The organism is Hydromonas duriensis, assembly GCF_004363775.1.
Classification (GTDB): Bacteria; Pseudomonadota; Gammaproteobacteria; order Burkholderiales; family Burkholderiaceae; genus Hydromonas; species Hydromonas duriensis.
Map to the genome: position 1 here is coordinate 23,966 of NZ_SNZE01000008.1, position 13,190 is coordinate 37,155.

Here is a 13,190-nt window from a genome sequence, read left to right on the forward strand (position 1 = left end):
TAAAAACAATCAGTTACTGCGCGCAGCAATTGAACGGGTAACAATATTGATACACAAAACAAACAAGGTAATTAACATCGCGCCACCCCATGCCAAGGTGCGCCAATTATCATCAGGACTCATGGCAAAATCCAAAATCACTTTAGGCAAACTCGCCATGCGTTGACTCATGTCGGTACTAAAGAAGTTGTTACCCACCGCCGTCATAATAAGCGGTGCAGTTTCACCAAAAATACGAGCGATGCCCAGCAACAAACCCGTCAACATCCCCGTTTTTGCGGAGCGGTAGCAAATCATAAAAATCATTTTCCAATACGGGCAACCAAGCGCGACTGCGGCTTCACGTAAACCATTGGGCACAAGTTTGAGCATGTCATCGGTCGTGCGCACAACCACAGGCAACATCACAATCGCCAAAGCAATCGCGCCTGACCAGCCTGAGTTGGCGTGCGCCCCTAAACCAAGGCCAAAATAAAACAAGATGAACGCAAACATACCAATCGTAATAGACGGCGCAGACAATAAAATATCGTTCACAAATCGAACCACGCGTGTCAACAAATTGTTACGACCGTATTCAGCCAAATAAGTTCCCGCCAAAATACCCGCAGGGGTCGTCATCAGCGTTGCAGCACCCACCATCATTAAGCTGCCAACGATTGCATTTTTTAAGCCGCCGCTGTCCTCACCCATGGTCGGTTGGTTTTGCGTAAACAAATTGACGCTCAACGCAGGTAAACCTTTCGAAAGCAAACTCCACAAAATCCACACCAACCAAACCAAACCGATGAGCACAGCAAAAGCCGTTAAAGTCAGCATAATCATATTGGTGATACGCCGACGTTGGTACAGCGGGCTGTTCATAAAATTTTGAATCTGCATATTATTCTTTCAAAAACTCACTTATCTATTCACCTATTATTGACTTATTTATTATTTCGCCTCAAGGCGCAATAACAGCAATTTGGCTAAACTTAAAACAACCGTCGTAATCAAGAACAGCACCAACGCCAATGAAAGTAAAGCTGACAAATGTGCATCGGACGCCTCGGCGAACTCGTTGGCAATCGTCGAGGCAATGCTATTGCCTGGTGCAAACAACGACTGATTTAAATCATGGGCATTACCAATAACAAATGTCACCGCCATCGTTTCTCCAAGCGCACGTCCCAAACCAAGAATAGTTCCACCGACGGCGCCAATGCGTGTGTAAGGAATGACCACATAACGCACCACTTCCCACGTTGTACTGCCTAGGCCATAAGCGGATTCTTTCAACATCGGCGGCACCAACTCAAACACATCGCGCAACACCGATGAAATAAAAGGCACAATCATGATGGACAACACCACGCCTGCGGTAAAGACACCCACCCCCAACACGGGTGCAGCAAAGAAAGGGCCGATTAAAGGCAACTGTCCTAGGGTTGCGATTAAAAAAGGCTGGACGTATTGCGCAAACAAAGGAGCGAGTACAAACAAGCCCCACATGCCATAGATAATCGATGGAATCGCGGCTAACAACTCAATGGCGGTTGCCAAAGGGCGACGTAACCAAGCGGGTGACAGTTCGGTCAAAAAAATCGCAATGCCAAAGCTCACGGGCAATGCCAAAACAATGGCGATGCCAGCGGTTAATAAAGTACCCACTATTGGGCCAAGCGCACCATATTCATTTGCGCCAACATCCCAAACATTGCGCCATAAAAATTGGACGCCTTGCTTTGTGAATGTGTCGCTCGCGCTGTATACCAGCGAACCAATGATGGCGATTACAATCAATAAAACCAACCAAGCATTGAGCAAAGTTAGGTTCTTAAAGACCGCATCAAACCCATTTTTTTTGACGGTTTGAGTTGAGTTAAAGCTCATAAAACTCTCGATGTTGTTAAATGGAACAATTAAGCAATTTGCTAAGTAGTTTTTGAGTGATTTTGAATGAGAAATAGGATGTATCTCTCCAAATCAATAATGGCGTGCCACAGCACGCCATTATTCAATTCACTTACATCAAAGGTTTACCCGAAGCATCGGTGATTTTTTTCCATTCGGCTTTAACCAAAGTCACCACTTCTGCTGGCAAAGGAATGTATTCCAACTCACTTGCTTGTGCTTGACCCGATGTGTAGCCCCAGTCCAAGAACTTCAAAACTTGAGTCGAATTGGCAATATTTTCAGGTTTTGCATACATCAAAACAAAGGCAGTACCTGCAATCGGCCATGATTTTTCGCCCGCAGCATTCGTCAAAGAGGCCGCCATACCCGGCACATTCCAATCGGCTTTAGCCGCAGCAGAAGCAAACGTCTCGGCAGAAGGTGCAACAATCTTGCCATCCTTATTCATCAAAGAGGCGGCCGCCATGCCGTTTTTCTTGGCATACGCGTACTCGACGTAACCAATCGCGCCATCAAACTGCTTAACATTGGCCGCAACGCCATCATTGCCCTTACCACCGATAGAACCTTCCATCCACTTAGGCTCTTTACTAGCGCCTAATTTCGCCCAATCGGTATTGGTTTTAGATAAATACTCTGTGAATAAATACGATGTGCCCGAACCATCGGCACGACGCACCACTTTAATGTCCATGTCTGGTAGTTGAGCGGTTTTATTCAATGCAACAATCGCAGGGTCATTCCATTTTTTAATTTTACCCGTGTAGATGTCACCCAAAACCTGACCGTTAAACACCAAAGGCTGATTACCCAAGTTTTTGATGTTATATACGGCAACCACACCGCCAATTGCCGATGGGAATTGCACCAAACCCGACGCCGCCAACTCATCCGCTTTCATCGGTGCGTCTGTTGCGCCAAAGTCCACTGTTTTTTTCTTAATTTGGTCAATGCCAGCACCTGAACCGACTGACTGGTAGTTAATTTGTACGCCACTGACTTTATTAAATTCGGACGCCCATTTACCAAACAACGGCGCGATAAACGATGAACCTGCACCATTGATACCCGCTTGAGCTTTTGCTGAGCCTGCTTCTGCTTTTTGGTCGGTTTTTCCACCACACGCCGTCAATAAAGTCGCCGCTACTAAGCTTGTCATCAAAAATTTTAAACGCATTGCTTTTCTCCAAAAGAGTCATCCAACTCACACATTAAATGTTCAGGGCTTACCCCTTTAAAACATCGTCACTATACGAAAGTTGTGTGACAAGTTTGTGACATGGATATAAAAGCAACCGTTTTGTAAACAATTTTGCAATAACTTTGCAACACAACGGATTTAAGGCGAATCGTTTAAAAACAAAGTTTGAACATCACTTAAAAACCGCCAACCCAAATCTGTGACTCGCAAAACATCAGCTTGCTTCTCCATCAGACCTTGGGCTTGTGCCTTTTCAAGGGCAGGCTGCAAATCCATCAAGCCCAATCCCGTTGAGGCATAAAAATCAGCCACTGTCACCCCATCTCTCAAACGCAATGCATTGAGCATAAACTCAAAAGGTAACGCCTGTGCGCTCAATTGCTCAAACGTTTCCACCGCATCACCCTGAGCAACCGCGTCTAAATAACGCTGCGGATGTTTGTAACGGGCTTGGCGAATAATCCCATCATGCGCGCTGATTTTGCTATGCGCACCAGCGCCAATACCCACGTAATCGCCGAACTGCCAGTAATTCGTATTGTGATGCGACTCATGCCCCGCTTTGGCATAAGCCGACACCTCATAATGACGCATGCCTGAATCTTCTAACGCTTGTTCAATGAACGCCTGCATATCCAATGCAAGTTCATCATCTGGTACTTTCGGTGGATAACGATGAAAATACGTGTTGGGCTCAATGGTCATGTGATAGTAGGACAAATGTGTTGGCGCATACGTGAGCGCCGTCCGCACATCACTTTGCAACTGCTCTAAAGTTTGCTCTGGCAAAGCAAACATGATGTCCAAATTAACCTTATCAAACAACTGATACGCGGTGTCTAAAGCTGCTCGCGCTTGCGCACCGCTATGAATCCGTCCAATGCGCTTTAATAAGCCATCATCAAAACTCTGCACCCCCAGTGAAATACGGTTCACGCCCGCATCTCGAAAACCCTTTAACTTGGCATTGTCTAAAGTGCCTGGATTTGCCTCCATCGTAATTTCAATATCCGAGACAAAAGGCAGGCGTGCCCTTACGCCCGAAAGCAAACGTTCAATGGCATGCACCGACAACACGCTTGGCGTTCCGCCGCCAATAAAAATACTGACCAATCGCCGCCCCCACACGAGCGGCAAAGCATGCTCCAAATCAACTAAAAGTGCATTGACATAATCTGCTTCAATATCGCTCACATCATTTTTCAACTCGTGTGAATTGAAATCACAATACGGGCATTTTTTCACACACCACGGCACATGAATGTACAACGCCAAAGGCGGCAAAGCGGTCAAATTGACCGCTTTGCTATGGGTAAGAACTGTTTTTTTAGGATAAAACTGAATGGTTTGACTCATTAATTAACCCATTAACTCATTTAAATTCATGTTCATGAATCATCTTTATCTGCATCTGGTTACGCATGCTCTTTTATCGTCGGCCAAGCCGCTCTCAAATACACCACCATCGACACCACCGTCAAAATCGCTGCGACATACAACAAAATCGTCCCCCAAAAACGCGTGTCAATACCAAAAAGAACACCATTGAACAACAGCATTGGCAACGCCACCATTTGCGCCGCCGTTTTATATTTACCCAAATTATTCACCGCCACCGCCGCCCGCGCACCAATCGCCGACATCCACTCACGCAACGCAGAAATAGTAATTTCACGTCCAATAATAATTAAGGCAATTAAACCGTGGGCGCGCGCATTGTGCACCAATACAATTAAACAGGCGGCCACCAACAATTTATCGGCCACTGGGTCAAGAAACGCGCCAAACGCGCTGGTTTGATTCCAACGACGCGCCAAATAACCATCGAGCCAATCGGTCACGGCGGCTAAAATAAATAATCCAGTCGCCAAAACATCTCGCGCACCATCAGTAAAACCACCAAAAGGCGCATAATAAATCGCCACCAACAAGGGAATGGCAATCACGCGCGCCCATGTGAGTAAAATAGGGATATTGGTTGGCATAAGGTCTCGTTTTACTTTCTTTAATTTTCAAATCAATGAGCGAGGTTATATTTAAATTAACCTTTTTAATCTCGACAATTCCAATTTATCAATCTAATTTATCAGTCTAATTTATCAGTCTAATACGGCATCTTCATGCAACTGCTTATAAATCTCCTGCGCCAAACGCTCAGAGATGCCCGACACTTGCATTAAATCCTCGATGCTTGCGTTTTTTACGCCAGCCAAGCCGCCAAAACGTTGCAACAATGCAGCTCTTCGCTTTGCACCGATGCCTTCCATTTCTTCCAAACGCGAGACATTTCGAGTTTTTGCCCGAGCCGCTCTCATGCCCGTAATCGCAAACCGATGCGCTTCATCACGCACCTGCGCAATCAACATCAATGCAGGTGATAGTTTACCTAACTTTATGGGTGCGCGTCCATCGGCAAAGATTAATGTCTCCAAACCCGTTTTACGCCCCTCACCTTTCGCCACACCGACCAACAACCGCGTGTCCAATCCAAGTTCGTCAAAGACTTCCTTCGCCATCGAAATTTGACCCTTACCGCCATCGACCAAAACCACATCAGGCAGAACACCCTCACCCACCGCAATTTTTTCGTAACGACGCATCAACACCTGTTTCATAGCGGCATAATCATCACCCGCCGTCACGTCCACAATCTTATAACGGCGATACTCACCATTTTGCATGGCATGATGGTGATAGACCACACACGATGCTTGCGTAGCCTCACCTGAGTGATGACTGATGTCAAAGCACTCAATGCGCAACCGTTCAAGTGTATCCTCCCCCTCAACCACTTCGATACCCAACGTTTTCGCCAAATCCAATGTGCGCAATTTTGCGCTAGACGACTCTTGCATGCGGCGCGACAAAGCCTGCTGTGCATTTTGTTGCGCCATCGTCAACCAAATTTTTCGTTGCCCCTGCGGCTGCTTCACCCAGATAATTTTTCGGCTTAACGCTTCTTGTAAAGCATCTTGAGCTTCATCGCTCGGTAAAACATCGCTAATGACAATGCGCGGCGCGTCATCATCCAAGTAATGTTGCAATACAAAAGCGTCCACCACATCTTGCGGCGAACAATCTTGCGTATGTTGAGGAAAAAAAGCCTTGTCACCCAAATGCCGTCCACCTCGAACCATCGCCAAGTTCACACAATAACGCGCATCCGACGAAGCAACTGCAATCACATCGGCATCCGTATTGTCACCACGACTTTCGACCGCTTGCTGAGTCATCATATTAGACAGTGCCGCAATTTTGTCGCGGAATAACGCCGCCTGCTCAAAATTCAACGCGGCCGATGCCACCATCATCTTGCCCTGCAACTCTTGCAACACAGCATCCGACTCGCCACGCAAAAACTTAACACTCGCCGCAACGTCCGCCGCATAATCCGCCTCGCTCACCAGCTTGACGCAAGGCGCACTGCAACGACCAATTTGGTGCAACATACACGGCCGCGAACGATTACGAAACACCGACTCATCACAAGTGCGTAAACGAAAGATTTTTTGCAGTAGTTTAATACTTTCCTTCACCGCATAACCATTTGGAAAAGGACCAAAATATTGATGCTTCTTATCCACCGCCCCACGATAATAAACAATTCGCGGAAACGCATGCGCCGTCATTTTTAGATATGGATAAGACTTATCATCCCTAAACAAAATGTTATAACGAGGCGCAAGCGTTTTAATAAGATTATTCTCAAGCAACAACGCCTCTGTTTCTGTACGTGTCACCGTCACATCTACCCGCACAATCTTACTCACCATCAACGCGATACGCGGACTCATCGACATCGTCTTTTGAAAATAACTGGTCACTCGCTTTTTCAAGTCACGCGCCTTGCCAACATACAACACCACATCATTCTCACCAATGTGTCGATACACCCCCGGCAGATGCGGCAGTGTCGCGACAAAGGCAGCAGAGTCAAATTGAGAATGATCGGAAGACGGAGTTTGGTCAGACATGTTAAATATAGGTATTGAACGGATTAAAATGATTGAGTATGTTTGAGCGACAAAACATCAAACAGCACAATGATACTGTGCTTCAATCAAAAAATTAAACAAAAATAGGATGCTGTAAAAAAATAGCTCCCAATAGAGTCACCAGACATCTTGCTTTAAAATAAAAAAACGCTATAATATGCGTTCTCGGGGCGTAGCGCAGCCTGGTAGCGCACTTGCATGGGGTGCAAGGGGTCGTGAGTTCGAATCCCACCGTTCCGACCAATAAAATCAAGGCCTTACAGTTTATTAGCTGTAAGGCCTTTTTTATTTTTCCTCGTTTTCTTTCCACCCACTGAATCCCCCCCCCTGCACAGTTCAACGGGATGGTGCAACTGTCACTTCTGTAGCTCATGCATTTTTTGCACTACTTGGCAAGGTTTATTGCACTACAAAAACATAACAACACACTCACCAATTCACCAAGCCAACGCCAAGACCCTTTGTGCGTTTTACTAATTTCAGTTGTCGCTTCAATTTAAGACCATTCGAACTCTTCAAACCATGATGGTGATTTTCATAAACAAACCGCTGACTAATTCAATCTCGTCATGCCGTGCTCGACACGGCATCTCCAATAAACGGAGATTGCGGGTCAAGCCCGCAATGACTCTTTTCAGTTGTCGCCCCGATTTAAGAGCGTTCAAGCTCTTCAAACCGTGATGGTGATTTTCATAAACAATCCGCTGACCGATTCAATCTCGTCATGCTGTGCTCGACACGGCTTCTCCTATAAATGGAGATTGCGGGACAAGCCCGCAATGACTCTTTTCAGTTGCCGCCCCGATTTAAGAGCGTTCGAATTCTTCAAACCGTGATGGTGATTTTCATAAACAAACCGCTGACTGATTCAATCTCGTCATGCTGTGCTCGACACGGCTGCTCCAATAAATGGAGATTGCGGGGCAAGCCCGCAATGACTCTTTTCAGTTACTACCATCGTCCCTTTTTGGTCTTATGAGGTTGTTTTTTTGCGCGTTGCCGACGAAGGGTTTCTTTTTTTTGTGCTTTCATTGCGACGGCTCGGCAGGTCGGGCACCATTCTTTGAGTTTCTGAACGTTAAACCAGCCTGCGGACCATCTGTGACCTTCTATGCATTCCCATTCGTATTTGTGATCACCATTAGTGTATCTTTGGCTATGGCATTTGCCACCTTTCTTTTGCGCGAAGTGATGTAAATTGACGATGCTATTTTTGCGTAAGCTTGCGTGGTAGCATTTAGGACACCACATCCCAACTTCTAAATTTGTGGATGTGGTGCTGAAATGATGCCCGTTACTGCATCGCACCCACAATTCTGAACGGCTATCTTTGAATGATTCTATGCTATCAACACATGTTCCATTTTTGTCGTTGACAATATCATTGACTCTTTCCCATGATTTAATGCGTTGATTTTGATGAAAGCATTCTGAACACCATTGTTCTTGAACATACGCCCAATTGCGTTTGAACACATGCCCAAACTCGCACTTCCAATCATACTCGTGGTTGGTGCTGATGAACGTTTGAGACAAACATTGTCCTCGCTGTTTGGCGGCGTATTGCTGTAAATCGGTGATGGTGTATTTACGCATGTCTTCAATTGCGCATTGTTGACACCATTTGCCAGCAGATAAACCTTGGACACCACGTAAAAATTCATGCCCTCGGGCGCACCTTACTTTGAGCTTGGAATGGCTGTTGCGGTACTCGCTGGCGGGGCTTAAACACACTCCGCCTTTGGCATGTATTCGCTCCAATATGGTTTCAAAACTGTTGATTTGTGTGAGGCGATGACATTCTGGGCAGCCTTTTAATTGTTTGATATTGCCCCATTTTGCTGACCAGCGGTGACCGTGCTGACATTCAAAATCGTAGTGGGTGGATGCGTTGATGTATTGGGTGCTGTGGCAACGCCAACCAAACTGAGCGACAAACTGGTGAATCTCTTCAAGATTGCCTCGTAAGTTGTCTGCAAAACATGTGCGACACCATCCGCCTCTTTTAATGGCGTTCCATGTGGCTGTCCACTGATGTCCTTTGCTGCATTCAAATGTGTATTTGGTTTCTGATGTAATGTATCGTGTGGCAAGGCAACGCCCTCCTCGCTTGGCGACAAAAGCGTTTATTACATCTAGGCTGTCTTTGCGGTTTTCAACAAAGCAGGCGTGACACCATATGCCCGCACTTAAGCTGGGAACATTTAGTTCAAATTCATGATGATTTTGGCAGATGAATTGATGTTTTTGCCTAACATTTTGTATGCTGCCAACCGTTAAACAACGCGCATTGCGCACTGAGGCGTATCGGTGCAACCATTCGCCAACGTACTGGCGGAATTGCTGTAAGGCCTCTCCTTTTAAGTATAGACCATTGCTTGACCTTAACTCTTCTAATAATGCGGCGACTTCTGGCGTAAACTTGTCCAACGGGTGCATGGGATAGAGAATCCTTGAGTTAGTTTTTTTTTGAAGGTTACGTTGATGACGGGCTTAAATGTATGGCTTTACATTATTTTCAACATATTATCATTGCCATTTACTTGTCGCACATCGTTTTATCTCATATTTTTTGCTTCGGCAAGTTGTCCCATGACCACGCCTATACAAGCAGACAAGTGAGTTGACTAAGATTTGGGGACTGTACATATTTAAAAAGCCACTCGCATTAAACGTGGCTACCCGACTTGATTTAGAATGTTTCGCTTGACTTAGGAGGCTTAATCATGAATACACTTTCTCGCGCCACGTGCCTAGCTACCAGCCTGTTACTCAGTGCTTGTGCGGGTTTACATTACACGCCCCCCGTTATTCCTTCTGGTGTGGCTACCGCGACCATCAGTTATTACGGTGTTCGCGACGAAGACATGCAGCTCATCACCAACAGCACTTGCCAACCGCGCTCTTATTATGGCCGAAAAGATGTGTATAGCATGGGTTATGCTTCACATGCCGTTGCCGATTCTCCAAACGAATATCGCGTTCCGATTGAAGCCGATAAACCTTTTGTCGCTTCTGGGGTTAAAGATGTATTGATAGGCTACACGACGCGTTGGTACTCACGCGGCAATGGGTTTTTAGCACCTGAGCAAGAGCCTGTATATGCCCGTGCTGACATCATGCCTATGGTGTTCACGCCTAAAGCGGGGCATCATTACGTGGTGGGTGTGGCGCAAGAAGGACGTAACTTAATGGCGAACATTACAATGCGAGACCTTGGCACGGCTGATGCGCCCTATTCAACACCTGTTGATGTTACACCGCAACTTATACCTGCGTTTCAGTGTATTTCAAAACCTTAATTAAAGAAAAGATGGGCGATTGGGCTTTATCTGAGCGGGTTGCGCCTTGAGTCGATTTTTTACTGTGCGCCCACCCATTGCAAAAACACATCATGTACACGTTTACCTGCTGGCGTTTGGGCGTTGATGTCTTGGATGATACTGACCACGACATAGCGCGTACCACTTTTACCATCAACATAGCCTGCGATTGCTCGGACATCATTTAACGTACCTGTTTTCAAGCGGGCTCGCCCAACCATGTCTGTGTCTTTAAGGCGGTTTTTGACCGTGCCTTCAATGCCCAAACGCGCCAAGCTATTGACAAAAGCCTCATCACTACTGGATTTGATGAGCATTTTGCCTAAGTCTGATGCGCTGACCTGATTGATGCGTGACAAACCTGAACCATTGCCCATGTGCAATGATTTGAGCGTCAAACCTTGCGCAGCCAATTGACGATGAACAAAGGCTTCGCTCTCGGGCAAATTACCCTGCTGTTTCTCTTTGACCGAGAAGCTCAAGTAAATTTGTCTCGCCATCACATTGTTTGAAAAATGGTTCATGTCACGTAACTCTTCTGCAAGGGGAGCGGATTGCACGCTGGCAAGAACTTGTGCATTGTGCGGCGTTTTGCCATCCAAGACTTGAGGTTGTGTCCAAACAGGGCGAGCAGGTGTAGGCGAGGTTGCGCTGTCTAAAATATTTCCGCGCGAAGGTATTGAAGCAGATAAACCGTCCGCAGACGACATCAATCCAGCGAGCACGCCACGTGCATAATCATTTGCACTCATGCGGTGGGCGTGAAAATGCCAGCTTTGCACACCGCAACCGCTGTAATATCGGCCGCCAATGTTCGCCCCCGTATCATTGACATTTAAACTGAGGGTGCTTTTCCAACCCCCGTTTGGGCACGGCCCGTCAACCCATTGCACGTTATTATGCAATGCGTAACCAAGCAGCCAAGGGACTAGCGTCACTTGCTTTGTGCTCGGTTCAAATTGAAAATTCAACGCCCTGTAGTTCATCAATGCAGCGTCAGGTTGTGCGTTATAGGGCATATCAGGCTCACCATCAAAGCTCGCCGCATCTTGTTTTTCATCTTTAAAAATACTGCGGTCAATCAGAATCGGCGCATCAATTTGCTTAACCCCCGCTTTCGTTAAATTTTGCGTCAGCTCATCGATTTTTTCGATGACCAATTGCGGGTCGCCGCTGCCTTTGAGGTACAACGGTTCATGCAATACGCCGTTGGCATCAGGCCGACCTTCACTCAAAAATGAAGTCGTCCAGCGATAATCCGCCCCATAGGTTTTCAGCGCAATAAAACTGGTAATCATTTTAATGACTGAACCAGGATTTTGCGGACGTTTGACATTGATGGCGACTAAAGGACTGGGCTGATTAACCGCTTGCACAAAAAAGCTAGCGGCATTTTTCGGAATCGCAGATTGTGCCAAAGCTGCCATGTAGTCAAACGAAGTATCTTTCGAAGTATCACTCATCATCGCACAGCATGGCGATGGGGAAGCCCCCTCCTCGGCTAAACTTTGAGCCAAAGCTAAAGAGCCAAAGGATGTAAACATCGAAGCGGAAGCAAGCAGAAACAAAGATACAACTGATTTTTTTAGTGTAAACGACACAATGCGCAACCTATTTTAGTCAACCGTTAAAAAAGCGCACATTTTTACACTATTTACGCGCTGTGACCTAAAAACCTGCCGTTTTTTAAATGTTTTTTGTACAATGGCGTTTTCCATCACCGTAGCACTCCACTTAAATAAGACCCCTCATGAGCGCAACCATTATTGACGGCAAATCAATTGCTGCTGCCACACAACTTGAAATTAAATCGCGCGTCACCGCACTGACAAAACGCGGCATTCATCCAGGCTTAGCCGTTATTTTGGTAGGCGACAACCCAGCCTCTCATGTTTACGTGAGCAACAAAGTAAAGGCATGCGGCACAGTGGGCATGCACTCAGTTTTGGAGCAATACCCCGCCGACTTAACAGAATCGGCCTTACTTGCTCGGATTGAATCATTAAATCACGATGCGGACATTCATGGCATTTTAGTGCAGCTGCCGTTACCGCCGCACATTAACGAACATGCCGTACTTGAAGCGATTTCACCCGACAAGGATGTTGATGGTTTTCACCTCATCAACGCAGGCGCGTTAATGACAGGTCAGCCGCGCTTACGCGCGTGCACACCATACGGCGTGATGAAAATGCTTGAATACAATCAAACGCCCATCCGCGGCGCACACGCCGTCATTGTGGGTGCGTCAAATATCGTTGGCAAACCTATGGCCATGATGCTGTTACAAGCAGGCGCAACCGTCACATTATGCAACTCCAAAACACGCGACCTTGCTCATCATACGCGCCAAGCAGACATCGTAATTGCTGCAGTGGGTCGAGCGAAAATGATTACGGGCGATATGATTCAAGCAGGTGCAACCGTGATTGACGTTGGCATCAACCGTGATGACAATGGGAAACTTTGTGGTGATGTGGATTTTGACAGCGTCGCGCAAGTTGCAGGGGCAATCAGCCCAGTCCCTGGTGGCGTTGGCCCCATGACCATCACCATGTTGTTAATGAATACTTTAGAAGCAGCAGAAAAACTGTAACGACAAGCGCAAGGTTAATCACCTTGCGTTTTTTACAAATCTATCGATATTCAATCGGCATTTCTTGCGCCAAAATAGTGACAGATAAACTGCCCACCTCTAAATGGAATGCAATTTTCACATCGATGCCGAAAAATAGTGACAGATAGAGCGGTATTTTCAGGTTTTAACATTAAAAA

General features: G+C 46.4%; 10 protein-coding genes and 1 tRNA gene. 3 read left to right on the forward strand and 8 right to left on the reverse strand.

What is annotated here, in order from left to right; all coding sequences use genetic code 11:
* Positions 1-9: 9 nt before the first annotated feature.
* From pstA to uvrC, 6 genes are all read right to left on the reverse strand, one after another.
* A complete protein-coding gene (gene pstA / locus DFR44_RS05030; RefSeq protein ID WP_246012051.1) occupies positions 10-882 on the reverse strand; it encodes a phosphate ABC transporter permease PstA in 873 nt (290 codons plus the stop codon).
* Between the two features lie 51 nt (positions 883-933).
* On the reverse strand, positions 934-1,872 hold the full coding sequence (gene pstC / locus DFR44_RS05035) for a phosphate ABC transporter permease subunit PstC (RefSeq protein ID WP_133619685.1): 939 nt from the start codon (positions 1,870-1,872) through the stop codon (positions 934-936).
* 133 nt (positions 1,873-2,005) lie between these two features.
* Positions 2,006-3,073 carry a phosphate ABC transporter substrate-binding protein PstS gene (gene pstS, locus DFR44_RS05040; RefSeq protein ID WP_133619687.1) on the reverse strand — a complete coding sequence of 356 codons (1,068 nt, stop codon included), beginning with the start codon at positions 3,071-3,073 and terminating at the stop codon, positions 2,006-2,008.
* A 162-nt stretch (positions 3,074-3,235) separates the two neighbouring features.
* Positions 3,236-4,453, reverse strand: a complete 1,218-nt coding sequence (gene hemW / locus DFR44_RS05045; RefSeq protein ID WP_133619689.1) for a radical SAM family heme chaperone HemW — start codon at positions 4,451-4,453, stop codon at positions 3,236-3,238.
* Between the two features lie 59 nt (positions 4,454-4,512).
* A complete protein-coding gene (pgsA, locus tag DFR44_RS05050) occupies positions 4,513-5,082 on the reverse strand; it encodes a CDP-diacylglycerol--glycerol-3-phosphate 3-phosphatidyltransferase (RefSeq protein WP_133619691.1) in 570 nt (189 codons plus the stop codon).
* A 114-nt stretch (positions 5,083-5,196) separates the two neighbouring features.
* Positions 5,197-7,071 (reverse strand): excinuclease ABC subunit UvrC, encoded by a 1,875-nt coding sequence (uvrC, locus tag DFR44_RS05055; RefSeq protein WP_133619693.1) that lies wholly within the window; start codon positions 7,069-7,071, stop codon positions 5,197-5,199.
* Positions 7,072-7,258: 187 nt separating this feature from the next.
* Between uvrC and DFR44_RS05060 the strand changes: the two genes are divergently transcribed.
* Positions 7,259-7,335, forward strand: a tRNA-Pro gene (locus DFR44_RS05060).
* A gap of 708 nt (positions 7,336-8,043) precedes the next feature.
* On the opposite strand, the gene DFR44_RS05065 is transcribed toward DFR44_RS05060, so the two are convergent.
* Entirely contained in the window at positions 8,044-9,531 is a 1,488-nt protein-coding gene (locus DFR44_RS05065; protein ID WP_133619695.1) for a hypothetical protein, read from the reverse strand.
* Between the two features lie 287 nt (positions 9,532-9,818).
* Here DFR44_RS05065 and DFR44_RS05070 point away from each other — a divergent pair, with 287 nt between their 5' ends.
* Positions 9,819-10,394: a hypothetical protein gene (locus DFR44_RS05070; protein WP_133619697.1), complete on the forward strand. Its 576-nt coding sequence runs from the start codon at positions 9,819-9,821 to the stop codon at positions 10,392-10,394.
* Between the two features lie 59 nt (positions 10,395-10,453).
* Here the strand turns inward: DFR44_RS05070 and DFR44_RS05075 are convergent, their stop codons facing one another.
* Positions 10,454-11,959 carry a D-alanyl-D-alanine carboxypeptidase/D-alanyl-D-alanine-endopeptidase gene (locus tag DFR44_RS05075; RefSeq protein WP_133619699.1) on the reverse strand — a complete coding sequence of 502 codons (1,506 nt, stop codon included), beginning with the start codon at positions 11,957-11,959 and terminating at the stop codon, positions 10,454-10,456.
* 206 nt (positions 11,960-12,165) lie between these two features.
* Here DFR44_RS05075 and folD point away from each other — a divergent pair, with 206 nt between their 5' ends.
* On the forward strand, positions 12,166-13,011 hold the full coding sequence (folD, locus tag DFR44_RS05080; protein ID WP_133619701.1) for a bifunctional methylenetetrahydrofolate dehydrogenase/methenyltetrahydrofolate cyclohydrolase FolD: 846 nt from the start codon (positions 12,166-12,168) through the stop codon (positions 13,009-13,011).
* Positions 13,012-13,190: the final 179 nt, after the last annotated feature.

Coding starts and splice junctions, on each gene's coding strand:
- pstA (WP_246012051.1), bottom strand. CDS start 882: ATGCAGATTCAAAATTTTATGAACAGCCCGCTGTACCAACGTCGGCGT.
- pstC (WP_133619685.1), bottom strand. CDS start 1,872: ATGAGCTTTAACTCAACTCAAACCGTCAAAAAAAATGGGTTTGATGCG.
- pstS (WP_133619687.1), bottom strand. CDS start 3,073: ATGCGTTTAAAATTTTTGATGACAAGCTTAGTAGCGGCGACTTTATTG.
- hemW (WP_133619689.1), bottom strand. CDS start 4,453: ATGAGTCAAACCATTCAGTTTTATCCTAAAAAAACAGTTCTTACCCAT.
- pgsA (WP_133619691.1), bottom strand. CDS start 5,082: ATGCCAACCAATATCCCTATTTTACTCACATGGGCGCGCGTGATTGCC.
- uvrC (WP_133619693.1), bottom strand. CDS start 7,071: ATGTCTGACCAAACTCCGTCTTCCGATCATTCTCAATTTGACTCTGCT.
- DFR44_RS05065 (WP_133619695.1), bottom strand. CDS start 9,531: ATGCACCCGTTGGACAAGTTTACGCCAGAAGTCGCCGCATTATTAGAA.
- DFR44_RS05070 (WP_133619697.1), top strand. CDS start 9,819: ATGAATACACTTTCTCGCGCCACGTGCCTAGCTACCAGCCTGTTACTC.
- DFR44_RS05075 (WP_133619699.1), bottom strand. CDS start 11,959: ATGTTTACATCCTTTGGCTCTTTAGCTTTGGCTCAAAGTTTAGCCGAG.
- folD (WP_133619701.1), top strand. CDS start 12,166: ATGAGCGCAACCATTATTGACGGCAAATCAATTGCTGCTGCCACACAA.